We start from the raw sequence: 21,989 nt of genomic DNA, 5'->3' as shown, positions 1-21,989 counted from the left end.
GTCGCGTCGCCTCCCGCCCGGCTCCGCTGCTAGCCGTCCCGCCGGTCGACCCGTCCCGCCGGTCGACCAGCGGGACGGTCGACCTTGCCGCCCATTGACCCTCCCGCTCGTTGACCCTCCCGCCGGGGGAGACGGGATGCTGGAGGCATGGTGGGCATCGGGGAGTACGCAGGCGTGACGGGTCTGAGCGTGAAGGCGCTCCGGCACTACGACGAGAAGGGCGTGCTGGTCCCGGCGGAGGTCGACGAGCGGTCGTCGTACCGCCGGTACGCCGACGCCCAGGTCCGGGTCGGAGTCGTGATCAGCGCCCTCCGGAGCGCGGGGGTGCCGCTGCCCGAGGTCGCGGCGGCGACTCGAGCCGGCACCGCGGCGGAGGCGCTGCAGGCGCACAGGGAGCGCGTGCTCGCGGAGCGGGAGCAGGAGGACCGGGCGTTCGAGGCCGCCGAGGTGGCGCTGCGGGCGCTCGCCGTGCCGGTCGAGGTCGCCGAGCGGACGATGCCGGCGCAGCCGTACGTCGGCCAGGTCCTCACGATCGCCCTGGACGAGGCCGACGGGCCGGGCGACGACGAGGCGAACGAGATCTTCGGCGCGCTCGCCACCCGAGTGCACGCGGCAGGGCTCGGGCCGACGGGACGTTTCTGGACGGCGCTCCGCGCGGGCGAGCCGGGTTCGGCGGAGCTCGTCTGCTGCTGGCCGACGTCGGCGGAGGCGGAGGGCGACCTCGCCGGTCTCGCCGCGATCCTCCCGGGGCGCACCGAGCTGGTCGCCACCTGGCGCCCCCGCGACGGGGAGGAACTGCCCGAGGGGACCCTGCATCCGGCGATCGTCGCGCTCTTCGACGCCGCCGGAGACCGCGGCCTCCGGCTCGACGCGGTCGAGGTGAGGCAGACGGTACTGGGGGAGGGGACGGAGGACGTGGCGGTCGAGGTGTCACTGACAGTCGCGGGGTGAGCGGAGGGCGGGGCGCGGGGGCGACCGCAGTCGCCCCCGCCTCCCGGTCCCGGTGCTGCTCAGTAGGCGAACTGCCACATGTAGCGGCGCCCCTCCAGCGCGTAGCCCCGGACCGCGGCCCAGTGGGCGGCGAGCCGGGAGACCAGCGTCGAGTACACGAGCGGTGCGACGAAGGCGCGCTGGGGCGCCGCGATGCCGGGCAGCTCGAGGTCGCGGGAGTCGACGTAGTGGGTCGTCCCGCTGTACTGGTCGAGGAAGTTCCGGGCGCGCTCGCCCATCGGCCGCGTCGCGTCCTCGGCGAGGAAGACGAGGCTCTGCGTCTCGCCGTCGAAGACCTCGAAGGGGCCCTGGAAGAACTCGTCCGTGTTGATCGTCGCGGCGTGCATCCACTGCATCTCCTGCAGGTAGCAGGTGGTGAAGGTCTGACCGGGGCCCATGAGCGACCCGGAGGTGACGAGGTAGGTCACAGGGACGTCCTTCATCGCGGCGGCCAGCTCCTCGGCCCTCGGCTCGAAGGCGGCGACCGTGGCGACCATCGCGGACGGCAGGGCGCGCAGCGCCTCGAGCCGATCCGTCACGTCCACCCCGTCGCGGCGAAGGACCGCGAGCGCGAGCAGCTGCAGCACGAGCTGCGTGCCCTGACCGGTCTGCGCGACGAAGGCGGCGTCGAGGGCGAGCGCGAGCGGTCCCTCCTGCTTGAGGGTCACTCCGACCACGGTGGCGCCGCGCTCCTGCGCCCACTCGCCGGCCCGCACGGTCTCGGGGGTCTCGCCGGTGCCCGAGAGCACGACGACGAGGGCGCCGGGGCCGACCGAGGCGGGCGCGCGGAAGAAGAACTCGTCCGAGTTGTAGGAGGCGGCGGGCGTGATCGCGGCCGTGTCGAGCAGGTACTGAGCGGCCTGGACGCCCATCAGCGATCCGCCCGCGCCGACCAGGAAGACGCGGTCGACCGCGGGGAGGGAGGCGACGTGGTCGTCGATCCGGCTCCTCCCCTGCCGGCCATCGGCACGGCGGACGTTGCCGGGGAGCGGAACCTCTGCGCCACTGACCGCGTCGGGGCGACCGGATGGATCGTCGGCTGCGCGGGAGTGTCGCGGCGCTCTCGGTGCCGAGGTCAGACGGGGCTCGGCTCGACCGCGCCGACGTCGCGGTCGTATGGCGCCACTCCGGGCATACGCGTATGCTGTCACGCATGATAGATGGAGTCGGGGCACAGCTTCGAAAGGGCGTAGCCGAGTTCTGCATCCTGGGGCTGCTCGACACCGTTCCCATGTACGGGTGGGAACTGTCCACGCGCTTGCAGGAGGTCGGTGTGATCGGGAGCATCGGCACCCTGTACCCACTCCTGGGTCGGCTGCGGGACCGAGGCTCGATCACCGCAGTCGTCGTCCCGAGTACGCAGGGTCCGGCTCGGAAGTACTACTCGTTGACCGACGTGGGGAAGGTCGAGCTCGGGCGGTTCAGGGCGGAGTGGCCGTCCTTCGTCGGGCAGGTGAACGAGACGATCGGAAGGGGAACGTCATGAGCACGACGACATCGCCGGCGGCGGCGCGCTACCTCGAGGAGCTGAGGATCGCATTGTCCGGCGTGCCCGCCGACCTCCGGAGTGAGATCTGGAGCGGGATCGGCGAAGAGCTGGACGGCCTCGACGACGATGCCGCCCGTGAGCGGATCGCTGAACTGGGAAGTCCCTCTCGGATCGCGCAGGCCGCCGGCGGATCGCTCGCTGGGGGCGGCGGGTCGATCTTCGACCGCCCCTGGTTCGCCGTCGTCGCCTCGCTGGTCTTCGCCTTCGGCTGGCTGGTGATTCCCGGATTCGGCTGGCTCCTCGGCGCCGTCGCGATTCTCCTCTGCTCGTCCTGGACCGTCTCGGAGAAGAGGGGGGCGCTGGTGATCCCCGTCGTCGCTGCCGTGGTGGTCGGCGGGGCGATCGGGCTCTACTACTGGCTGTCGGCGATGCCGAGTTCCGGTATGACGACGTGGACGGTCCTGGCTGGTGCGTGGCTGGTCGGGGGTGGCACCAGCCTTGTTCTCGGGACGCGACTGTGCGCCCGCTTCGTGAGGACGCGGCGGGCGCACAGCGCGTTGGAGTGAGCCGGATGAGCTCTGCTCGTCAGCTCCAGCTCACCGTCGCGGCTCCTCCGGAGACCGTCAGGCGCAACTCGAAGGTCGTGTTGTAGGGGACGCCGCACATCTGCGCGTTGATGAGCATCTGCGCGCGGTTGGCGAGCGGTCGGCCGAGGTAGTTGAGCGACGAGCCACAGGCTCCCCCGATCGTCCAGGCCGGGCCCCACGGGTTGGCGGTCACCGTGTTGCTCGACAGGTTGTAGGAGGTGTAGAAGCTCATGCTCACCAGTCCGACCCAGGTGTCGATCTTGCAGCCGTTCCGCGCGGACCCGCTCACGGAGCACTCGCTGATGCCGCGCGTCTTCACGTCGGCGCCTTCTCCTCCGATGCGGACGACACTGACGGATCCGTCCTCATAGGTGGAGATCGTGTAATCGCCATCAGGACGCTTCTCCTCGACCACCTTCCTTACCGTTATTTCCGTGGATCCGGGGCAGTTGTAGGCTCCGGAACGCGCCAGGGGTCCCGGGTATGGCTGACCGCCTTCAGCCGACTGATGGCACGCCGTGATTAGCCGCCCGGGACCCCGCAACGGCAGGACCGCTCATTGAGAAACGCGACCAGATCGCCCCGTAAGGACATGCCGGCAAGGTCGTTCACGGCGCACCGCACCCTCAACGGAAGGACCCTGCGTGCCCCAACTCTGGGCCGGTATCGACGCCGGCAAGACCGAACACCACTGCGTCGTCATCGACGCCAACGGAACCAAGCTGCTCTCCCAACGGTTCAAGAACCGAGAAACGGCGATCCTGACCCTGATGGGAGACGTCGCCTCCCTGCCAGGCGGCACCGACGTCGCCTGGGCAACGGACCTCAACCACGGCGGGACAGGGCTGCTGCAGACGCTCCTGCACTCGCATGCGCAGCCGCTGTTCTACATCTCAGGCCGCGTCGTGCATCACGCCTCGGGCGCCTACCGCGGCGAAGCCAAAACAGACGCGAAGGACGCGGTCATCATCGCCGACCAAGCGCGGACCCGGCGAGACGTGACGCTGATGCGCCAGGCCGACGAGGTCACGGCGGAACTGCGCCTGCTCTCGGCGCGACGAGAAGACCTGGTGCACGATCGCACCCGCGCCGTGAATCGCCTGCGCGCCATCCTGGTCCACTACTTTCCGTCGCTCGAGGGGGCATTCAACTACGCGACGACCAGGGGACCTCTGGTGCTGCTCACCCGGTACGCGACCCCCGGTGCGATCCGGCGCATGGGGGAGAGCCGGCTGGCGGCGTGGTTGAAGGGACAGGGCTGCTGGAAATCCGCGGCGGTCGCGAAGACGGCGGTGGAAGCCGCGCGCGAGCAGACATCGGTCGTCGTGGGGGAGGGGGCAGCGGCTCGGCTGGTGAGCCGGTCCGCGCGTGATCTCCTCCGCATCCGCGACGAGGTCGCCGAGCTCGACGGGGAGATCGAAGCCGCTTTGCAGGACAGCAGATCCGCGGATCTTCTGGTGTCGATTCCTGGGTTCGGGCGCAGGCTCGCCGCGGATTTCCTTGCCGCGACCGGTACTGACCTCGCCGCGTTCGAGACGCCCGACCGGTTGGCCAGCTTCGCGGGTCTCGCTCCCGTGCCGCGGGACTCCGGGAAGATCTCCGGCAACCATCACCGGCCACGTCGCTATGACCGGCGGCTGTTGAACGCCTGCTTCCAGGCGGCGTTCATCGCGTCGAGGAACTGCCCGGTCTCGCGCTCGTTCTACGATCGGAAACGCCAGGAGGGGAAGTCGCACAAGCAGGCTCTGATCGCTCTCGCCCGGCGCCGTATGAACGTCATCTGGGCGATCTTCCGTGACCAGACGACCTTCAACCCCACCCCGCCCCGGCCGAACGATCCCGTCACCCCGCTTCTGCAGCACGGTCCAGAGTCGCCATCGAGGAGCAGACCCACCATCGCCCTTGCGGCCGCCTGACGCGTCTAGGTGAGGAGTTCGGTCTGGATCCGGGCGGCGACGGCCTCGCGGAGGGGGCGGACGTTCTCGGTGCTCCAGTCGGTCGGGTCGGGGAACTTCCACTCCAGGAATCGGCCGGTCGGCGTTGCGGGGAGGGTGAGGCCGGGCTTCATGGTGATGACGATGTCCGCGTTCTCGAGGTCCTCGACGGTGACGGCGCGGGGGATGTGGTTCCTGATGTCGAGGCCGAGCTCGGCGACGGTCGCAGCGATCGCGGGGTTCACCGTCTCGGCGGGGGAGAGACCGGCGGAGGTGGCGGTGTAGCGGTCGCCGGCGAGGACTTCGAGCAGGCCTGCGCCGAGTTGGGAGCGGCCGGCGTTGTGCTGGCAGAGGAAGAGGACGGTGGGCTTCTCGGTCATGCGGGGATGCTGCTTCCGGTGGTGGTGCGGGTCCAGGTCTGGGTGGCGATCTGCACGGCGTCCCAGGGGGAGCCGAGCGGGGGTGTGTAGGAGAGGTCGAGGTCGGAGACCTGCTCGACGGTGAGCCCGGCGAACAGGGCGGTCGCGTACGTGTCGACGCGCTTGGCGGTCTCGGTGCCGAGGCGTCCGACGAGCTGCGCGCCGAGCAGACGTCCGTCGCGGGTGTCGCCGGTGATGCGGATCGTGATGGGCTGCGCGCCCGGGTAGTAGCGCTTGTGGTCGTCCGCGACCGCGCTCGTCGTCGCCGGCGCGAAGCCCGCGGCGAGGGCCTCGTGCTCGCGAAGGCCGGTGCGGGAGGCGACGAGGTCGAAGACCTTCACGACCTGCGTGCCGACCGAGCCGGCGAACCGGGCATCGCCGCCGAGAGCGTTCTCGCCGGCCACCCGTCCCTGCTTGTGGGCCGTGGTGCCCAGCGGCAGGTAGGTGCTGCCGAGCAGACGGTGGTGCGTGGTCACTCCGTCGCCTGCCGCGAACACGTGCGGCAGGCCCGTGCGCATCGCCTCGTCGACGACGACCGCGCGGCCGGCGCCGAGAGACGCTCCGGCGCGGGCGAGCAGGTCGGTGTTCGGCTTCACGCCGACGACGAGGAGGACGACGTCAGCGGTGCGGGTGAGAGGTGTGCCGTCGTGGTCGGCGTGCACGGCGAGGCCGGTGGCGGTCTTCTCGATCGAGGCGACGGTGGTGCGGGTGAGAACCTCGACGCCGCGCTCGGTCAGTTCGGTGTGGACGAGGGCGCCGAGTTCGGGGTCGAGGGTGGAGAGCACTTCCGGGCCGCGCTGGAGCTGGGTGACTCGGAGGCCGCGGACGGTGAGGGCTTCGGCCATCTCGAGGCCGACGTAGCCGGCGCCGACGATGATCGCGGTCTGCGGGTCTCGACTGTCGAGGAACCGCTCGAGCGCGAAGGTGTCGCCCATCGAGTGCAGCACGTGCACTCCGTCCTCCGGCCCCAGTGCGTCCACTCCCGCGATGCCGGCGGAGGAGGCGAGGGCGCCGGTGCCGACGATCAGCTCGTCGTACCCGATCCGGTCGAGCGAGCAGTCGGGGGTGCGGACGGTGAGCTGCTGCCCGGCGACGTCGATGTCCGTCGCGAAGGTGTCCAGGCGCAGGGTCATGCCGGTGGCTTCGAGATCGGCGTGGCTGCGGTGCGCAAGCGACTGCCATGGCTGCACCTCGCGGGAGAAGTAGTACGGGATCCCGCAGATGGAGAAGTTCGGGTACGAGTCGGCGACGACGACGGTCACGTCGACGGACGGGTCGAGCTCGCGGGCGCGCAGCGCGGCGGAGATCCCCGCGTCGCTGCCGCCGATAGCGACGAGATGCATCAGATGGGCCTTTCGAATCAGACGTGTGAAGAGGTCGAGGTGGCCGGGACCACAAGGTCCCCGGCGGCCCGGGCGGCGCCCGGGAAGAGGAACACGGCGATGCCGACGCCGATCGCGGCGCCGACGAGCTGCGCAGCGACGAACGGCAGGACGGAGGCGGGGGCGATGCCGGCGAAGGTGTCGGTGAAGACGCGGCCGAGAGTCACGGCGGGATTCGCGAACGAGGTCGAGGACGTGAACCAGTACGCGGCACCGATGTACGCGCCGACCGCGGCCGCCGCGAGCGGGCCTCGGTGCGTACGGGCGAGGGAGAGGATCACGAGGACCAGGCCCGCGGTGGCGACGACCTCCCCGAGCAGGTGCCCGGCAGTGACCCGCTCCGTCGTCGCGATCGAGGACGGGATTTCGAACATCGCATTCGCGAGGACCGCGCCGCCGATGCCTCCGAGCAGCTGCGCGCCCACGAACACCGCCAGCTCCCGCCCCAGCAGGCCGGTGCGGTCGCGACGACCGAGGACCGCGTCCACGGCGGAGACGAGCGGATTGAAGTGCGCCCCCGACACCGGGCCGAGAGTGAGGATCAGCACCGCCAGCCCCAGCGCGGTCGCGAGGGAGTTCTCCAGCAGTTGCAGACCGACGTCGTCCGGGGAGAGCGTCTGAGCGGCGATGCCGGAGCCGACGACGATCGCCACGAGCAGACCGGTGCCGAGGAACTCGGCCACGGCCCGACGAGCGAGCGGAGGAGGGGAAGTGGTGTCCATGTCGTCGGCCATCTTGACCGCTCACGATCACTCAGTCAAGATTGAGTCAATGAACACCGAGCGAACCGAACTCGAAGCGCGCGCCGCCCGGCACGCCGCCCTCAGCGACCCCGCGCGCCTGCGGATCACCGACCTGCTCACCCTCGGAGACCTCGCGCCGCGGGAGCTGCAGGACCGTCTTGGGATGCCCTCGAACCTCGTCGCGCACCACCTCGCCGTCCTCGAGCGCGAAGGCATGATCCTCCGTCGCCGCTCGGAGGCGGACCGGCGCCGCAGCTACGTCCATCTGATCCCCGGGGCGTTCGACCAGCTCGGGCCCTCGACCACCGCCGCAGCGCGGCGAGTGCTGTTCGTGTGCACCGCGAACTCCGCCCGCTCCAAGCTCGCCGCGCAGCTCTGGGCGCAGCGCAGCCCCATCCCCGTCGCCTCCGCCGGCACCCACCCGGCCGCCGCGGTGGCCGCCGGAGCGATTGCGACCGCCGAACGCCACGGCCTCCCGCTACCCGAAGGAGCCCCGCAGCAGCTCGCGGACGTCGCCGCCGACACAGACCTCGTGATCACCGTCTGCGACGCCGCGCACGAGGAACTCGGCTCGGACGCGCTGCACTGGTCGATCCCCGACCCGGTACCTGCCGGCACGGATGCCGCGTTCGATGCGGCCTACGACGAGCTCGCCGCGCGCGTCGACGCTCTCGCGGCGAGGGTCACGGCCGCCTGATCAGACGCGGGTGAGCATCCCGGCGAGGGAGTCGAGCGCGCCGGGGACGAGGGAGAAGTACGCCCACGTGCCGCGCTTCTCGCGGGCCAGGATCCCGGCGTCCACGAGGATCTTCAAGTGGTGCGACACGGTCGGCTGACTCAGCCCGACCGGCTCCGTGAAGTCGCACACGCACACCTCGCCCGAGCTGCTCGACGCCACGATCGACACCAGGCGGAGCCTCGCCGGATCCGCCATCGCCTTCAACGCTCGCGCCAGCAGCTCCGCGCCCTCGGCGCTCAGCGGCTCGCGCGCGAGCGGCGCGCAGCACGCGGCCGCCGCCGCGGTGAGAGTCAGCTCGGTCGTCGCCATGCCTCCACCCTCCCACACATTGACAGCCATCGATATGCCGGGGCAGACTCGATCCATCGATGACCGTCGATGTTGAGGAGTGCACCTGATGACCCTGCTGCTGACCGTCCCGCCCCGCACCGACGAGCGCCGCCTCACCGGCCTGCCCGTCGCCGTCATCGGCGCCGGCCCCGTGGGTCTCGCCGCCGCCGCGCAGCTGCTCGAGCGCGGCCTCGACGTCATCGTCTACGAGGCGGGTGAGAGCGCAGGTGCCGCTGTGCAGCAGTGGGGTCACACTCGCTTGTTCTCCCCGTGGGAGTTCCTGGTCGACGCGGCCGCCGGGCGCCTGCTCGACGCCGCCGGCTGGGAGGCCCCCGCAGCGAAGAAGCTGCCCACCGGGCACGAGTTCGTCCGCGACTACCTCGCTCCTCTCGCCGCGACCCCGGAGCTCGCCCCGGTCATCCGCTACCGCTCCCGTGTCACCGCCGTCTCTCGTGAGGGCATGGATCGCACCCGCTCCACCGGCCGCGCTGCGACCCCGTTCCTGCTGCGCCTGGACACTCCGGAGGGCGCCGTCGACGTCACCGCGCGCGCGGTCATCGACACCTCCGGCACCTACTCCACGCCCAACGCGCTCGCCTCCGCGGGCCTTGACCCAATCGGTGTCCTTGATGTCGCGGAGCACCTCAGCCACGCACTGCCAGACGTGCTCGGTGCGGACCGTGCCCGGTTCGCCGGGAAAAGCGTCCTCGTCGTCGGCGCCGGCCACTCCGCCGCGAACACCCTGATCAAGCTCGCTCGACTCGCCCGCGAGGAACCGGAGACGAGGATCACGTGGGCGATCCGCGGCACGAGCCCGGTGCGCGTCTTCGGCTCCGGCGACGACGAGCTCGAGGAGCGCGGCAAGCTCGGCGGCACCGTCCACCAGCTCGTCCGCGACGGCGCGATCACCCTCCTGGACCGCTTCGAAATCGACCGCCTCGAGAAGACCCCCTCCGGCGGCGTCACGGTGATGGGGCGCCGCCGGAAGGAGCGCGAGAGCGTGGAAGTCGATGTCGTGGTGCAGGCCACCGGGTTCCGGCCCGACCTCGACATGCTGCGCGAGATCCGCGTCTCCCTGGACGAGATCGTGGAAGCACCCCGCGCCCTCGCCTCGCTCATCGACCCGAACCTGCACTCCTGCGGCACCGTCGACCCCCACGGCGTCGCGGAACTCGCCCACCCCGAGCCGAACTTCTTCATCGCCGGGATGAAGTCGTACGGCCGTGCGCCGACCTTCCTGCTCGCCACCGGCTACGAGCAGGTCCGCTCCATCGCGGACGAACTCGCCGGCGATCACGCCGCCGCCCGGCGCGTCCAGCTCGTGCTCCCCGAAACCGGCGTCTGCTCCACCGACATCGGATCCGCCGGAGGGAGCTGCTGCTCATGACCGCGATCCGGCCGATGACCCCCGGAGACTGGGCGGCGGTCGAGACGATCTACCGCGAGGGGATCGCGACCGGGCACGCCACCTTCGAGGCCGAACCGCCCACGCGGGAGGCGTTCGACGCGGGGAAGCTCGACGTCGGGCGCCTGGTCGCCGTCGACGGAGAACAGATCCTCGGCTGGGCCGCGTTGTCGAAGGTCTCGGCCCGCCCCGTCTACCGGGGCGTGGTCGAGCACTCCGTCTACATCGCCGCCGCTGCACGTGGCCGCGGCGTCGGATCGAGGCTGCTGGCCGCGCTCATCGCCGCGGCGGACGACGCGGACCTGTGGACGATCCAGTCGAGCATCTTCCCCGAGAACACCGCCAGTCTCGCCCTCCACGACCGCGCTGGATTCCGGCGTGTGGGCATCCGGGAGCGCATCGCGCAGATGACGTACGGGCCGGAGGCTGGCCGCTGGCGCGACACGATCCTCATCGAGCGGCGGCGCCCGTGACGCCGTGACTCGTCCAGGATCCGCGTGTATCGTGATCGTCACAACGGGCCGGTTCCCGGAACGTTGCCAGCCGAAGACCCCGCCTAGCGGGGTCTTCGTTTTTAAGGCGTCCAGATCCGGTCGTGCGACGTCGACGCGTCGATCAGAGCGCCCAGGCGCGTCATCGTCGCCGCGGACTTCGGGTGCGTCTCCGTCACCGTCTGCCGACGCCGGTGCAGGTAGATCGCGAGGTCGGCCGCCTGCACCCCGGCGGCGTTCCTCGAGGACGCGAACTGGATCGGGGAGGAAATCAGGTTAAGGCGGCTCGTCAGGTAGCCCGGCGTGCCCAGTGACCGGTAGCTCTCGAACTGCCGCCGGTGCTCCTCCTGCGTCGCGATCTCGTCGGCGACGACGATCACCTCCTCGGTATCGAAGGAGAAGACGTCACGGCGGTACTCGTTCACCCGCTCGAGCAGGTGCTGCAGCACGATCTTGTGCGGCTGCTCCGGGTACCGGTACCGGGCGTTCAGGCGCTTCACGTCCACGCCCCGGAACAGGTAGCGGACTTCTGCCTCCTGCGCGATGCGCAGCGCGGCCGCGTAGATGCCCGCCGCCTCACGATGCTTCCCGCGCAGAGGAGCCCACTCGCCGGCGCCGCCCATCAGCTCGTGCCCGTGAAACTCGACATCCGCCGGCACCCCGTGATCCGCGGCGATCTGCTCCCGGAGAGCGGCGTAGCCGTGCTCGAGCTGCTCCCACTTCTCCTGTGTCGTCACGGCAGCGCCGATGAAGTAGAAGTCCTGTGTGTAGGACTCGTCCAGGTACGCGATCAGCACCCCGTCATCATGTCAGCGACCCCCGCCACCACTGGCGGCAGAACAGCCCGGACGGGCCGCTCCGGACAGCTCAAAGGCGCGAGCATGTCGCAGGAACACACATGCTCGGGGTGCATGGAGAGCACCCGATCGATCGGCTGTCACCGCTTGCGCGCGTCGGCGTCGAGGGTCTGCTGGAGAAGTCGGAGAGCCTTAGGTCCTACCCCATGGAGGGTCGCGAGGTGGTCCAGGCCCACCCGCCGCAGGTCGTCCGCATCGTGCACGCCCGCTTCCTCGAGCGCGCGGGAGGCCGGGGCGCCGATGGCGGGTAGCTGTCGAGACGGTTCCATAAGTCCGACCCTACGAACCGAACTGCTGCCCCGATAGCCGATGTCATCGCTCACCTCGGCACGCCTGCGCCAGGCTGCGGCGCTACTGCGGTCGTGTTCGTTCGCCTCATCCCACGGATCGCAGCGGATCGAACTGCCGTGAAGCCGTCGAAGGACAAGCGGGAACGCTTAGCCAGGGCGCCGGTATCCCGCTGCGTCGAGGACCGCCGGCGTCATTCAGGGCGGGTTGCGCACTTGAACGTCAGGAGCGGACGAGCCGCGCGATGGCGTCGGAGGCTTCTTGCAGCTTGATCTTCGCTTCGTCGCCGCCGGCTGCGGCGGCCTCGAGGACGCAGTGGTTCAGGTGGTCGTTCAGGAGACCGAGCGCGACGGACTCGAGGGCGCTGGTCATCGCGGAGATCTGGGTGAGGATCTTGATGCAGTACTGCTCGTCTTCAACCATGTTCTGCAGGCCGCGAGCCTGCCCCTCGATGCGGCGAAGGCGGCGGAGGTACTGGTCCTTGTCGGAGATGTAGCCGTGGGCGCCGGTGATGTCGGTCTGCTCGCTCGTCTGCTCGGTCACGGTGTCCTCATCCCCCGGGTGCTGGTGCAGCTCGTCCGCTGCTGCGCGGGGCGGACGGGTACGGAGGGGGTTTTCAGCCGCTCCGGCTGCTTTCTGCATACTCTAGGGGGGTATGCATGGGCGTCCCTTCTGATGCCCTCGGACGAGTGACGAGCAGTGTCGGAGGTGTGGATCATGAGCGACAGCGTCGTTTCTAAGCTGTCCGCGCCGCTGATGCGCGCGGTGGTCGTGGTGCTGACGTTGGCGGCTCTGCTGCTGGGCGTGTTCGCGATGCACTCGATGATGGGCAGCCATTCCGACGCGTCTGTGTCCGCAGGACACACGCATGCGCAGACCGATGCTCACGCCGACCCGGTAGCTGCGTCGACAGGCGGGATGGCTCTCGTGGCTGGCGCCGATCAGGGCGCGGTCGTGCCGATGGTGCCGTGTGATGACAGTTGCGCGATGGGGTGCGCTCTGATGGCGGCGACGTGCGTCATCGTCTTCTTCCTCGCGTCCCTGATCCTCCTGGCCCGGGTGCCGGCGCTGTTCGCGCGCGTGCTCGACGCGGGTCCGCGTCTTCTGCTGCTCGTTCCGCGCGCGAAGTTCCATGTGTATCTGCCGTCGTTGACGGTGTTGTCGATCAGTCGCACCTGATTCGCCTGTCGTCGCAGCGTCCGCTGCGACCTCATCACCCCGCCCGCAGGGCGCGGTTCCGGCGATTCCTGCTACCGACTGAACGGATACGACACTCATGAACAACAAGCGCACTCTTCTCGCCTCGACTCTCGCTCTGGCGACCGCAATTACTCTGGCCGCCTGCTCGGACAGCTCCGGCACGGGCGGCATGGAGGGGATGGACCACAGCAGCTCCTCCTCGTCCGCGTCCGCGTCGCCGTCTTCGACTGCTGCGGCGGAGGCGGACTTCAACGATCAGGACGTGATGTTCGCGCAGATGATGAAGCCCCACCACGAGCAGGCGGTGGAGATGGCCGACATGATCCTCGCGAAGGACGGCATCAGCACCGACGTCACCGACCTCGCGACCCAGATCAAGGAAGCGCAGGGTCCGGAGATCGCGCAGCTCGAGGAGTGGATCAGCGCGTGGGGCGCTGAGGACTCGATGTCGGGCATGGATCACAGCATGGACGGGATGATGTCCGACGAGGACATGTCCTCGCTGGAGAGCGCGACCGGCGCCGAGGCGGAGACGCTGTTCCTCGAGCAGATGATGATGCACCACGAGGGCGCCGTGGAGATGGCGCAGACCGAGGTCGACGAGGGCCAGAACGCGGACGCCATCGACATGGCGAACACGATCGTGCAGACCCAGACCGAGGAGATCGCAACCATGCAGGATCTCCTCGCGTCCCGCTGACCCGTCTTTCTGACGCCCCTTCCCCCTCCTGGGCAGGCGGAGCGCTGCTGCGTCGCGCCCGTGCGCGCTACCGCCGCGCCCCGGTGGGGGTCGCCGTACCTGGCGATCCCCACCCTCTACTTCTTCGCGCCCTCTGAGGGCGCTCGAACCAGAAACGTCCCCCTATGCACCGCCTTCCTCTTCACCCCCGTCCGCTTCGCTCGGGAGTCGCCCGGTGAGCGCCGCGTCGACGCCGACGAGCGACCCGCGCCGCCGCGACGTGCACCGCACCCGAACCCGCACCCGCGATGCCTCCCCGCGGCAGGCTGCGCTCACGCTCGGACGCCGGGTGACGTACACGGCGCCCTCGCGAGCCGACGCGCAGGCGTTGCAGCACGCCGCCCGCGTCGCGGCCCGCCCGCGCCCGGCCCCGCCGGGCACGGCCACGATGCGGCCGCGCCTGGCTGGGATGTCCGCGATGACTCTCGTCACGATGATCGCGGTGACCTCCTCCATGCCCGCGTTCGCCGTCGACGGCACCCCGACCAAGACCACGACCCTGGCCGTCAGCGAGGCGCAGCCGCAGACGTTCGTCGCGGCCGGCGCGGTGCAGCTCACCGTCACCCGGGACACGTTCGGCGCGGAAGCCAAACCCGAGGTGCTGGTGACCGCCGCCGTCGCCACGGAACTCGTGGACGACGCATCAGAAGAGTCCGCCGCATCCACTGAGGACAGCGAGGTCGCGTCCGCTACCTGGCGGGTGCCGGTCGCGGGGCGCATCTCGAGCACGTTCGGTCCTCGCCCGGATGCCCCGGTCGCGGGCGTGAGCGCGTTCCACAAGGGCACCGACCTCGCCGCCCCCTGCGGAACCCCGGTGGTCGCAGCGACTGGCGGCACGGTCGAGGAAGCCGGCTACGCCGGCAGCTACGGCAACTGGATCCTGCTGGCGAGCAGCGACGGCATCGAGACCGGCTACGCGCACAACAGCGACCTGCTCGTGGACGTGGGTGACACGGTCGCCGCCGGCGACCTGATCGCTCTCGTGGGCTCCACCGGCGCCTCCTCCGGCTGTCACCTGCACTTTGAAACGCGCGTGGACGGGAGCCCCGTGGACCCGGAAGGCTTCATGAGCGATCTGGGTGTCGGCCTTGGCTGAGCATTGCGGGCACCGCTCGCGCCGCACGCGGCGTCTCGCCGTCATCGTCGGCGCCGCCGTGACGGTGGCGCTGCTCACCGGCTGCGTTTCGTCAGGCCGCGTGGAGACGGGCGCGCTCGTGGCCGCGCCGGCAGGGTTGGAGCACGTGCACGGGCTGGGCTGGGATCCGGTGACCGGGCTCACCTACGCGGCTGCGCACTCGGGAGTGTGGGTGATCCCCACCGACACCCTCCCGGACACCTACCCGGCCAGCCCCACCCCGACCGACGACGAAGCGGGCGGAGGGCCGGTCGCCGGCCGGGCGCAGGACACGATGGGGTTCACGATCACCCCGGAGGGAGTGTTCTACGCCTCCGGGCATCCCGACCCCGCCGACAGGTCCGCGCCAGGACCCAACCTGGGTCTGATCCGCAGCATCGATGCGGCCGCGACCTGGGAGCCGGTGTCCCTGAGTGGGGAGACGGATTTCCACGACCTCGCGACCGTCGCTCTCACCGATGCGGCGACCCGCGTGTACGGGTACGACGCGAGCCGCGGCGTCATCCTCCGCAGCGACGACTCCGGCGCCGCATGGACCCCGTCTGCGCAACTGCCGCTGCGCGATCTGACCGTGGACCCCGAGCGTCCCGACCGGGTGTTCGCGACGACCGAGACGGGCTTACAGGTCAGCGAGGACGCCGCGGTCACGTTCCGGCCCGTCTCCGGCGCGCCCGCCCTGTTCCTCGTGGACGGCAGTGCCGGCGGGCAGCTGGTCGGTGTCGACGTCGACGGGACGTTGTGGACGGGAACTCTCGAGGGCTCCTGGCAGAGCCACGGAACCCTCGAGGGGCAGCCGGAGGCGTTCGCGCTCGTCGACGGCGAAGAACAGTGGGTCCTTGCCGCCGACGAGCGCGGAGTGGTCGCCTCCGGCGACTACGGGCGCACCTGGACGGTACTGCGGCCCTCCTCGTGACGGACTGGGCTGGTGTCGCGTTCGCGCGCGGCGCGGGTGCTGGCCTGCGGGGACAGCTCCAGGCGGCGCAGCAGCTGCGCGTTCACGGCGACGACGACCGTGGACGCGGACATCAGCAGAGCCCCGACCGACATCGGCAGCACGAACCCGATCGGCGCGAGCACTCCCGCGGCCAGGGGGACGGAGAGGAGGTTGTAGCCGGCCGCCCACCACAGGTTCTGCTTCATCTTCCGGTAGCTGGCCCGGGACAGCTCGATCACGGACAGCACCGACCGGGGGTCATCGGAGGCCAGGATCACCCCGGCGGATGCGATCGCGACATCGGTGCCTGCGCCGATCGCGATTCCCACGTCGGCCTGCGCGAGAGCGGGAGCGTCGTTGACGCCGTCACCGACCATCGCGACCCGTCGGCCCTCGCGCTGCAACTCGATGACCTTCGCGGCCTTGTCCTCCGGCTTCACGCCGGCGAACACCCGGTCGATGCCGAGCTCCTCGCCCACGGTGCGGGCGACCGCTTCCGCGTCGCCGGTGATCATGACCACCTGCACGCCGATCGCGTGCAGCGCGTCGACAGCCTGCCGGGACTCCTCCCGCACCTCATCCGCGAGCCCGAGAGCCCCGATGACCCGACCGCCGGCGAGGACGTGGAGGATGATCATCCCCTCCGCCTCCCACGCGCGCGTCTGCTCGAGCGCGGCAGCGTCGTGCGCGCGCAGCATCGACGGACCGCCCACGCTCACCGCACGCCCCTCGACCTGCGCCGTGACGCCGACAGCGGTCGACGCCTGGAAACCGGTCGCTGCCGGCACCCGCACGCCGCGGCTGTTCGCGGCTGCCACGATCGCCCGAGCGAGAGGGTGCTCACTGTCCGCCTCGACCGCCGCAGCGACCGCGAGCAGCTGCTCCTCGTTCACCCCGTCGACAGTGTGCACGGCGGCGAGCGTCGGCTCGCCCTTGGTCAGGGTGCCCGTCTTGTCGAACAGGACCGTGGTCACCGTGCGCATGCTCTCCAACGCGAGACGGTCCTTGACGAGGACGCCGCCCTTCGCGGCCCGCTCGGTCGCGATGGACACCACCAGCGGGATCGCGAGTCCTAGCGCGTGCGGGCACGCGATGACCAGAACCGTGATGGTGCGGATCACCGCCTCGTCGGGACTGCCCAGCAGCGACCACACGATCGCGGTGATCACTCCCGCGCCCAACGCGAACCAGAACAACCACCCGGCGGCAACATCAGCGATGCGCTGCGCCCGGGAGGACGAGTTCTGCGCCTCCGTGACCAGGCGCTGGATGCCGGCGAGAGCGGTGTCGTCGCCGACGGCCGTCACCTCCACCCGCAACGCCGTGTCCGTGGCGACCGTGCCGGCCACGACCATCGATCCCGGGCCGCGACTGACCGGGCGGGACTCCCCGGTGATCATCGACTCATCCACGTCCGCGGTGCCCTCCAGCACCCGGCCGTCCGCCGGCACCCGGCCGCCGGGACGCACGACCACGACATCCCCCTGCACCAGGTCCGCGGGAGACACCTTCTCCACCTCACCCTCGCGCACCCGCTCCGCCTCATCCGGCAGCAGCGCCGCGAGAGAGTCCAGCGCCGAGGACGTCTGCGCGAGAGAGCGCATCTCGATCCAGTGCCCGAGCAGCATGATCACGATCAGCAGCGCCAGCTCCCACCAGAAGTCCAGCTCGTGATCCAGCAGCCCCGCGCTCGCACCCCACGACGCGAGGAACGCGACCGTGATCGCCAGAGCGATCAGCAGCATCATCCCCGGCGTCCTCGAGCGCAGCTCCGACACCGCCCCCTGCAGGAAGGGCCGGCCGCCCCAGACGTACATCACCGTCCCGAGCACCGGCGAGATCCAGCCGACCCCCGCAACGTCGGGGAGGGAGTAGCCCAGGATCATCGAGAACATGCCGCTGAACACGACCACCGGCACCGCGAACACCAGCATGATCCAGAACAACCGCCGGAACTGGCCGACATGATCGCCGTGGCCGCCGTGGCCGCCGTGGCCGCCGTGGCCGCCGTGGCCGCCGTGGCCGCCGTGGCCGGCAGCGCCCGCCGTCATGTTGTGGCCTGCGTGAGGATCAGGCGCTCCGCGCATCTGGTGCCCGGCGTGCCCGTCAGGGGCCGTACTCACGTGATGACCTGTCCTTCCCGCGTCGACGTCGCGTGCTTCGACGGTGCGGTGAGCACTCTCGTGCTCGTCATCGTGCAGGTGGTGCTGCGCCATCATGACTCCTTCCGGCCGCTTCCGGCCTGATCCGACGGTATACCCCCCGGGGGTATCAGACAACGGGGTGATCGGGCGGAAGATTCCCGACTTGACCGAAGATGTCGGGGCAGGGGCAACGCACCACATCGATACGGGATGGGTTGGGCGGGTGCCTAGGCTGAGCGCATGAGTGACTCCAACCCGTCTGGCACGCCGTCGCCCGTCCCGGAGCGCCCCCGCTGGGTGAAGGTGTTCATGGTCGTCGTCGTCGTCCTCGCGATCGGCTTCATCGTCGTGCACCTGCTCACCGGCGGCGGGGCGCAGATGATGAATCACTGATGATGCTCGGCCCGCGAGCTCGCCGAGTCGCCCTCACCGTCCACGTCCTGGTGTCCGTGGGCTGGTTCGGCGCGGTGGGCGCGTTCCTCGCGATCGCGCTCGTCGGAGCGACCAGCAGCGACCCCTTCACGGTCCGAAGCGCCTACTTGGCGTTGGACCCGCTGGGGACGTTCGTCATCATCCCGTTCGCCCTCGCCTCCCTCGCCACCGGAATCCTGCAAGGCCTCGGAACGCACTGGGGACTGGTGCGCCACTACTGGGTGGCGATCAAGCTGTGGCTGAGTGTCTTCGCAACCGCAGTCCTCCTGCTGCACACGCGCCTCATCGAGACGATGTCCCTCGCCGCCCGCCACGGGCTCATCCCCTCCACGCTCGAGGGAACCCGCACGCAACTGGTCGTCGCGACCGCCGGCGGCGCCGTCGTTCTCGTGGTTATCACCGCCCTGTCCGTCCTCAAGCCTCGCGGCCGCACCCGGCTCGGGCTGAGAGCAACCCGAACGACCTGACCGGCGTTGAGTTCCGGCGTGTCAGCGCCGAGACAATGAGGAGGCGCGGGGGTGATCGCTGCCCGGGCGCAGCGCTATCCAGAGCCCGCACCGCCGGCACACGTACGCGGCGCCATCGTTGAGTGCGTGAACCTGACGTCGACGGCGGGCCCGTCCGCAGCAGGAACAGGTGACGGAGGAATCAGGGTTCACGGGCAGCGATCGCTTCCACGAGCTGCTCCGTCGTCGGAAGACCCGCCAGCCCGCTCGGCGTGAAGTAGATCCGACAGGCAAGATCCGTGGTCCGCCCGCCCGACGGGAACAGGTCTTCCCCGTCGAGGGTGATCGTCGGGGAACCCGCGAAAGCGACGCCGGCGGCGTCCTCCGGTGTCGCCAGAAGCCGGTAGGTGACGGGGATGTCGGAGTGGCCGGTGGACTTCAGCGCCTGGTCCAGGCGAGGGCCGACGTCCTTCCAGTTCGGGCAGTCGTCGATGTGAAGAACCTCGATCATCATTCTCCGATCATCCTCCCGCCGTGCGCGTCGCACCCGAGGAGAGCACTTCTGAGGTTGAGGGTGTCTGCCCCGGAACATCGATCGTCAGCCCGCTCGTGGCTCGCCTGTCGGCGCCCGCTCTAGTCATCGTCATCGTCGTCTTCTACGAGCTCGCCTTCCCAGGCCTCGCGTCCCTCGTGAATGGCGAAGAGAGCGATGACGAACCCTGCAACCGGGTCAAGCCACGCGGCTCCAGTGAGGGCGTAGAGGACGAGCCCGACGAGGGTGGAGACGCTCAACAGCACGCAGATCCGAGTCTCCGCTGCGTCCGCGAGGATCAGGGGGTCTCCGAGCCTCTTCCCGACACGCGTTTTCACCGCCGCAAGGACCGGCATGACGATGATCGAGAGGATCAGGAGCACGATGCTGACCGGGGAGGACTCGGGAGCGTCACCCGCGATCAGGCTGCGGATGCCCTCGATGCTCACGTAGGCGGCGAGGAGGAAGAACGTCACGGCGACGAACTTCAACGTGCGCCGCTCCTTCGCTTCGTCCGCCTCACCATGCCGCAGCCGCGCCGCCAGGCGCAGCCCTACCAGCACGGCGGCGATCGACTCGATGCCGGAGTCGATGCCGAACCCGATCACGGACACGAGTCCCGCGGCGATACCGGCCGCGATCGCGACGATGCCCTCGATGACGTTGTAGGCGACGGTGAACTGCGCCAGGCGCAGCCCGCGTCGGGTCAGCTGTTCGGTCTCGGCGGGGGTGAGTGCGCTCATTCGGTGGTCCTCTCGGGGCGGGGGTGACGGGTCAGATGGGGAGGACGAATCCGTTGATCAGGTTCTGGAGGCGGTAGATCAACTGGGTCCACAGGCCGCTGACCATGGCGGTGCCGATGAGGATGAGTAGCCCTCCGCCGAGGAGGTTGATGGTGCGGATGTGGCGTTTGAGGAAGCTGGTCGCGGTGGCGGCCCAGGAGAATCCGAGGGCGATCAGCAGGAACGGCAGTCCCAGGCCCAGGCAGTACAGCAGGCCGAGGAACGCGCCGCGGCCGGCGGAGGCGCCGTCCAGGCTCAGCGCGGAGATCGCGGCGAGGGTGGGCCCGAAGCAGGGTGTCCAGCCGAGCCCGAACACCACACCGAGCAGGGGTGCTCCGGCGAGTCCGGTCGCGGGTTTCCAGCGGGGGCGGATGGTGCGTTGCAGGAACCGGACCTGCCCGATGAACACGACGCCCATGAGGATCACGAGCACTCCGAGGATGCGGGTGACGGTGTCCTGCCATTCGAGCAGCCATGTCCCGAGGGCGCCGAACGCGGCGCCGTAGGCGATGAAGACGACGGCGAAACCGGCGATGAACAGGCCCACTCCGGCGACGAGGCGGCGCCGGCTGCCTGTGGCGAGGTCGGGGTTTCCGCCGATGTAGGCGAGGTAGCCGGGGACGAGGGGGAGCACGCACGGGGACGCGAACGAGACGAGGCCGGCGAGGACCGCGATGGGCGCGGCGAGCAGGAGTTGGCCGCTGAACACAGCCTCTCCCCAGTTCACGAGGCCGCCTCCGCGATGGTGTCCGCGATGAGGGTGTCGAGGATGGAGCGGGCGGTGACCCGGCCGAGGATCCGCGCGGCGGGTCGGCCGTCGACGTCGAGCACGAGGGTGGTAGGGACGGCGTTCGCGGCGAACTTCCCAGAGAACGCGAGGGCCACGGCGGCGTCGGTATCGATGATCGAGGGGTAGGTGATGCCGTAGGTGTTCGCGAACGAGGTGGCGGTGTCGGCTTGGTCGCGAACGTTGACACCGAGAAACGCCGCTCCGTTCCCGTCGTACTGCTCGTGCAGCGCTTGCAGGTCGGGTGCTTCGGCGCGGCAGGGGGCGCAGGCGGCGTACCAGAAGTTCACGACGAGCACCTGCCCGCGGTAATCCTCGGAGCTGATCGCGTCGCCCGTTTCGCTCGTTCCGGCGAAGTCGACCGGCTCGCCGCGGCTGCCGACAGGCCATTCGATGACGGTGCCGTCACCGGCGACGTAGTTCTTGTTCGACCCGCCGCGGTACTGCTCCGCGAGGTCGTCCCGCGCGCATCCGCTGGTCCCGATGCCGATCATCGCGAGCGGGGGAAGGGCCAGCAGGGCGCGGCGGCTGAGGGCGCTCACGAGGCGAGAGCGGCGTCGAGAGCGGCCTGGATGTCTTCGAGGCGTTCGAGCTGGATCGCCTCGTCGTTGACGAAGATCGTCGGCGTGCCCTGCACCCCCAGGTCCTTGCCCGCCTCGAAATCAAAGCGCACCCGCTCGAGCGTCGACGGGTCGGCCACATCCGCGTCGTACTGCTCCAGGTCGAGGCCGATCTCCTCCGCGAAGCCGCGGAACACGTCGGCCTTGGAGTCTTGGCTCTCGCCCCAGCTCGCCTGCGTCTGGAACATCCGGTCGTACATCTCCTCGAACCGGTCCTGCCGCGCTGCTGCCTCGACGGCGAGAGCGGCATTCTCGGAGTTGCGATGCGAGGGAATCGGGAAGTAGCGGGTCGCGAAGGTGACCCGGCCTGCGTACTCCTCACGCAGCTGCTCGATGGTCGGGTAGACGGCCGCGCAGACCTCGCACTCGAAGTCGAGGAACTCGACCAGCGTCACCTTCCCGTCCTCCGCCTGATCGAGCATGTGGGTGTTCTGCTCGAGGACGGGCGTCGCGGCGGCGACCTCTTCGCGGGAGGCGGAGAAGGGCCGGAAGATCGCGATCGCGGCGATGACCGCGACGACGAAGACAGCCGCGGCGATGGCGATCAGGTTGACCTTGGTGCTGGTTTTCACGGGTGGTGCTTT

27 protein-coding genes are annotated in these 21,989 nt (G+C 70.0%); 13 read left to right on the top strand and 14 right to left on the bottom strand.

All coding sequences use genetic code 11. The annotated features are described in order from the left end of the window. Positions 1-147: 147 nt before the first annotated feature. Positions 148-951, top strand: coding sequence for a MerR family transcriptional regulator (locus C5C69_RS08845; RefSeq protein ID WP_104257776.1), 804 nt, complete (start codon positions 148-150; stop codon positions 949-951). Positions 952-1,010: 59 nt separating this feature from the next. On the opposite strand, the gene C5C69_RS08840 is transcribed toward C5C69_RS08845, so the two are convergent. After that, entirely contained in the window at positions 1,011-2,141 is a 1,131-nt protein-coding gene (locus C5C69_RS08840) for an SIS domain-containing protein (protein WP_258062843.1), read from the bottom strand. 2 nt (positions 2,142-2,143) lie between these two features. Here C5C69_RS08840 and C5C69_RS08835 point away from each other — a divergent pair, with 2 nt between their 5' ends. Next, the gene (locus C5C69_RS08835) at positions 2,144-2,476 is read left to right on the top strand and encodes a PadR family transcriptional regulator (protein ID WP_104223999.1); all 333 of its coding nucleotides are present in this window, start codon (positions 2,144-2,146) and stop codon (positions 2,474-2,476) included. After that, positions 2,473-3,045 (top strand): hypothetical protein, encoded by a 573-nt coding sequence (locus C5C69_RS08830; protein WP_104257774.1) that lies wholly within the window; start codon positions 2,473-2,475, stop codon positions 3,043-3,045. Before C5C69_RS08835 ends, C5C69_RS08830 begins: the two co-directional genes overlap by 4 nt. A 19-nt stretch (positions 3,046-3,064) precedes the next feature. Here C5C69_RS08830 and C5C69_RS08825 read toward each other — a convergent pair whose 3' ends face one another. Beyond that, the gene (locus tag C5C69_RS08825; protein WP_104257773.1) at positions 3,065-3,481 is read right to left on the bottom strand and encodes a hypothetical protein; all 417 of its coding nucleotides are present in this window, start codon (positions 3,479-3,481) and stop codon (positions 3,065-3,067) included. Positions 3,482-3,710: 229 nt separating this feature from the next. Here C5C69_RS08825 and C5C69_RS08820 point away from each other — a divergent pair, with 229 nt between their 5' ends. Then, on the top strand, positions 3,711-4,982 hold the full coding sequence (locus tag C5C69_RS08820) for an IS110 family transposase (protein ID WP_235577278.1): 1,272 nt from the start codon (positions 3,711-3,713) through the stop codon (positions 4,980-4,982). 5 nt (positions 4,983-4,987) lie between these two features. Here C5C69_RS08820 and C5C69_RS08815 read toward each other — a convergent pair whose 3' ends face one another. From C5C69_RS08815 to C5C69_RS08805, 3 genes are read right to left on the bottom strand one after another with little or no spacing between them, the layout of a single operon-like run. Beyond that, positions 4,988-5,380, bottom strand: a complete 393-nt coding sequence (locus C5C69_RS08815; protein WP_055794495.1) for a low molecular weight phosphatase family protein — start codon at positions 5,378-5,380, stop codon at positions 4,988-4,990. Continuing rightward, positions 5,377-6,762 (bottom strand): FAD-dependent oxidoreductase, encoded by a 1,386-nt coding sequence (locus C5C69_RS08810; RefSeq protein ID WP_055794493.1) that lies wholly within the window; start codon positions 6,760-6,762, stop codon positions 5,377-5,379. Before C5C69_RS08810 ends, C5C69_RS08815 begins: the two co-directional genes overlap by 4 nt. A gap of 17 nt (positions 6,763-6,779) precedes the next feature. Continuing rightward, positions 6,780-7,523 carry an MIP/aquaporin family protein gene (locus C5C69_RS08805; protein WP_181028834.1) on the bottom strand — a complete coding sequence of 248 codons (744 nt, stop codon included), beginning with the start codon at positions 7,521-7,523 and terminating at the stop codon, positions 6,780-6,782. 49 nt (positions 7,524-7,572) lie between these two features. Here C5C69_RS08805 and C5C69_RS08800 point away from each other — a divergent pair, with 49 nt between their 5' ends. After that, complete coding sequence (locus C5C69_RS08800) at positions 7,573-8,241, top strand: helix-turn-helix domain-containing protein (protein WP_055794490.1); 669 nt, start codon at positions 7,573-7,575, stop codon at positions 8,239-8,241. Here the strand turns inward: C5C69_RS08800 and C5C69_RS08795 are convergent, their stop codons facing one another. After that, positions 8,242-8,592 (bottom strand): helix-turn-helix transcriptional regulator, encoded by a 351-nt coding sequence (locus tag C5C69_RS08795; RefSeq protein WP_055794488.1) that lies wholly within the window; start codon positions 8,590-8,592, stop codon positions 8,242-8,244. Positions 8,593-8,680: 88 nt separating this feature from the next. Between C5C69_RS08795 and C5C69_RS08790 the strand changes: the two genes are divergently transcribed. Then, complete coding sequence (locus tag C5C69_RS08790) at positions 8,681-10,000, top strand: FAD-dependent oxidoreductase (protein WP_055794485.1); 1,320 nt, start codon at positions 8,681-8,683, stop codon at positions 9,998-10,000. Continuing rightward, entirely contained in the window at positions 9,997-10,491 is a 495-nt protein-coding gene (locus tag C5C69_RS08785) for a GNAT family N-acetyltransferase (protein ID WP_055794483.1), read from the top strand. The genes C5C69_RS08790 and C5C69_RS08785 overlap by 4 nt, the downstream gene beginning before the upstream one ends. A gap of 101 nt (positions 10,492-10,592) precedes the next feature. Here the strand turns inward: C5C69_RS08785 and C5C69_RS08780 are convergent, their stop codons facing one another. Together C5C69_RS08780 and C5C69_RS08770 are read right to left on the bottom strand one after the other, a co-directional pair. Next, on the bottom strand, positions 10,593-11,306 hold the full coding sequence (locus tag C5C69_RS08780) for a DUF3800 domain-containing protein (RefSeq protein WP_055794482.1): 714 nt from the start codon (positions 11,304-11,306) through the stop codon (positions 10,593-10,595). Positions 11,307-11,876: 570 nt separating this feature from the next. Beyond that, entirely contained in the window at positions 11,877-12,197 is a 321-nt protein-coding gene (locus tag C5C69_RS08770; protein ID WP_055794478.1) for a metal-sensitive transcriptional regulator, read from the bottom strand. Positions 12,198-12,371: 174 nt separating this feature from the next. Between C5C69_RS08770 and C5C69_RS08765 the strand changes: the two genes are divergently transcribed. The 4 genes from C5C69_RS08765 to C5C69_RS08750 all read left to right on the top strand — a co-directional run bounded on the left by C5C69_RS08765 (position 12,372) and on the right by C5C69_RS08750 (position 15,641). Next, positions 12,372-12,833, top strand: coding sequence for a hypothetical protein (locus tag C5C69_RS08765; protein WP_146078443.1), 462 nt, complete (start codon positions 12,372-12,374; stop codon positions 12,831-12,833). A gap of 97 nt (positions 12,834-12,930) precedes the next feature. Further along, positions 12,931-13,554, top strand: coding sequence for a DUF305 domain-containing protein (locus tag C5C69_RS08760; protein ID WP_104257772.1), 624 nt, complete (start codon positions 12,931-12,933; stop codon positions 13,552-13,554). 457 nt (positions 13,555-14,011) lie between these two features. Next, positions 14,012-14,689: a M23 family metallopeptidase gene (locus C5C69_RS08755; RefSeq protein ID WP_146083184.1), complete on the top strand. Its 678-nt coding sequence runs from the start codon at positions 14,012-14,014 to the stop codon at positions 14,687-14,689. Then, positions 14,682-15,641: a F510_1955 family glycosylhydrolase gene (locus C5C69_RS08750; RefSeq protein ID WP_146078441.1), complete on the top strand. Its 960-nt coding sequence runs from the start codon at positions 14,682-14,684 to the stop codon at positions 15,639-15,641. The genes C5C69_RS08755 and C5C69_RS08750 overlap by 8 nt, the downstream gene beginning before the upstream one ends. Here the strand turns inward: C5C69_RS08750 and C5C69_RS08745 are convergent. Further along, positions 15,602-17,713, bottom strand: a complete 2,112-nt coding sequence (locus tag C5C69_RS08745) for a heavy metal translocating P-type ATPase (protein ID WP_258067510.1) — start codon at positions 17,711-17,713, stop codon at positions 15,602-15,604. The genes C5C69_RS08750 and C5C69_RS08745 overlap by 40 nt on opposite strands. A 333-nt stretch (positions 17,714-18,046) precedes the next feature. On the opposite strand from C5C69_RS08745, the gene C5C69_RS16970 reads away from it, so the two are divergent. Both C5C69_RS16970 and C5C69_RS08740 read left to right on the top strand, forming a co-directional pair. After that, positions 18,047-18,199: a hypothetical protein gene (locus tag C5C69_RS16970; RefSeq protein ID WP_157603228.1), complete on the top strand. Its 153-nt coding sequence runs from the start codon at positions 18,047-18,049 to the stop codon at positions 18,197-18,199. Continuing rightward, on the top strand, positions 18,199-18,705 hold the full coding sequence (locus tag C5C69_RS08740) for a DUF2269 domain-containing protein (RefSeq protein ID WP_219812359.1): 507 nt from the start codon (positions 18,199-18,201) through the stop codon (positions 18,703-18,705). Before C5C69_RS16970 ends, C5C69_RS08740 begins: the two co-directional genes overlap by 1 nt. Positions 18,706-18,886: 181 nt before the next feature. On the opposite strand, the gene C5C69_RS08735 is transcribed toward C5C69_RS08740, so the two are convergent. The 5 genes from C5C69_RS08735 to C5C69_RS08715 form a co-directional block, all read right to left on the bottom strand. Then, a complete protein-coding gene (locus C5C69_RS08735; RefSeq protein ID WP_055794463.1) occupies positions 18,887-19,198 on the bottom strand; it encodes a hypothetical protein in 312 nt (103 codons plus the stop codon). A gap of 119 nt (positions 19,199-19,317) precedes the next feature. Further along, positions 19,318-19,959 (bottom strand): cation diffusion facilitator family transporter, encoded by a 642-nt coding sequence (locus tag C5C69_RS08730; RefSeq protein ID WP_055794460.1) that lies wholly within the window; start codon positions 19,957-19,959, stop codon positions 19,318-19,320. Positions 19,960-19,990: 31 nt separating this feature from the next. Then, positions 19,991-20,707, bottom strand: a complete 717-nt coding sequence (locus tag C5C69_RS08725; RefSeq protein ID WP_374952936.1) for a cytochrome c biogenesis CcdA family protein — start codon at positions 20,705-20,707, stop codon at positions 19,991-19,993. Between the two features lie 14 nt (positions 20,708-20,721). Then, positions 20,722-21,327: a TlpA disulfide reductase family protein gene (locus C5C69_RS08720; RefSeq protein ID WP_104233615.1), complete on the bottom strand. Its 606-nt coding sequence runs from the start codon at positions 21,325-21,327 to the stop codon at positions 20,722-20,724. After that, positions 21,324-21,977 (bottom strand): thioredoxin domain-containing protein, encoded by a 654-nt coding sequence (locus C5C69_RS08715; protein WP_082481720.1) that lies wholly within the window; start codon positions 21,975-21,977, stop codon positions 21,324-21,326. The genes C5C69_RS08720 and C5C69_RS08715 overlap by 4 nt, the downstream gene beginning before the upstream one ends. Positions 21,978-21,989: the final 12 nt, after the last annotated feature.

This window comes from Rathayibacter sp. AY1C7 (assembly GCF_002931865.1).
GTDB lineage: Bacteria > Actinomycetota > Actinomycetes > Actinomycetales > Microbacteriaceae > Rathayibacter.
Note: the sequence above shows the minus strand (reverse complement) of the source record. Positions and strands in the feature narration are given on the sequence as shown.

Excerpts from the sequence above, each read along its gene's own strand:
- C5C69_RS08785 (WP_055794483.1), top strand. The coding sequence starts at position 9,997 with ATGACCGCGATCCGGCCGATGACCCCCGGAGACTGGGCGGCGGTCGAG.
- C5C69_RS08765 (WP_146078443.1), top strand. The coding sequence starts at position 12,372 with ATGAGCGACAGCGTCGTTTCTAAGCTGTCCGCGCCGCTGATGCGCGCG.
- C5C69_RS08800 (WP_055794490.1), top strand. The coding sequence starts at position 7,573 with ATGAACACCGAGCGAACCGAACTCGAAGCGCGCGCCGCCCGGCACGCC.
- C5C69_RS08805 (WP_181028834.1), bottom strand. The coding sequence starts at position 7,523 with ATGGACACCACTTCCCCTCCTCCGCTCGCTCGTCGGGCCGTGGCCGAG.
- C5C69_RS16970 (WP_157603228.1), top strand. The coding sequence starts at position 18,047 with ATGAGTGACTCCAACCCGTCTGGCACGCCGTCGCCCGTCCCGGAGCGC.
- C5C69_RS08795 (WP_055794488.1), bottom strand. The coding sequence starts at position 8,592 with ATGGCGACGACCGAGCTGACTCTCACCGCGGCGGCGGCCGCGTGCTGC.
- C5C69_RS08730 (WP_055794460.1), bottom strand. The coding sequence starts at position 19,959 with ATGAGCGCACTCACCCCCGCCGAGACCGAACAGCTGACCCGACGCGGG.
- C5C69_RS08745 (WP_258067510.1), bottom strand. The coding sequence starts at position 17,713 with ATGACGGCGGGCGCTGCCGGCCACGGCGGCCACGGCGGCCACGGCGGC.
- C5C69_RS08830 (WP_104257774.1), top strand. The coding sequence starts at position 2,473 with ATGAGCACGACGACATCGCCGGCGGCGGCGCGCTACCTCGAGGAGCTG.
- C5C69_RS08740 (WP_219812359.1), top strand. The coding sequence starts at position 18,199 with ATGATGCTCGGCCCGCGAGCTCGCCGAGTCGCCCTCACCGTCCACGTC.
- C5C69_RS08790 (WP_055794485.1), top strand. The coding sequence starts at position 8,681 with ATGACCCTGCTGCTGACCGTCCCGCCCCGCACCGACGAGCGCCGCCTC.
- C5C69_RS08760 (WP_104257772.1), top strand. The coding sequence starts at position 12,931 with ATGAACAACAAGCGCACTCTTCTCGCCTCGACTCTCGCTCTGGCGACC.
- C5C69_RS08735 (WP_055794463.1), bottom strand. The coding sequence starts at position 19,198 with ATGATGATCGAGGTTCTTCACATCGACGACTGCCCGAACTGGAAGGAC.
- C5C69_RS08845 (WP_104257776.1), top strand. The coding sequence starts at position 148 with ATGGTGGGCATCGGGGAGTACGCAGGCGTGACGGGTCTGAGCGTGAAG.
- C5C69_RS08755 (WP_146083184.1), top strand. The coding sequence starts at position 14,012 with ATGACTCTCGTCACGATGATCGCGGTGACCTCCTCCATGCCCGCGTTC.
- C5C69_RS08835 (WP_104223999.1), top strand. The coding sequence starts at position 2,144 with ATGATAGATGGAGTCGGGGCACAGCTTCGAAAGGGCGTAGCCGAGTTC.
- C5C69_RS08810 (WP_055794493.1), bottom strand. The coding sequence starts at position 6,762 with ATGCATCTCGTCGCTATCGGCGGCAGCGACGCGGGGATCTCCGCCGCG.
- C5C69_RS08815 (WP_055794495.1), bottom strand. The coding sequence starts at position 5,380 with ATGACCGAGAAGCCCACCGTCCTCTTCCTCTGCCAGCACAACGCCGGC.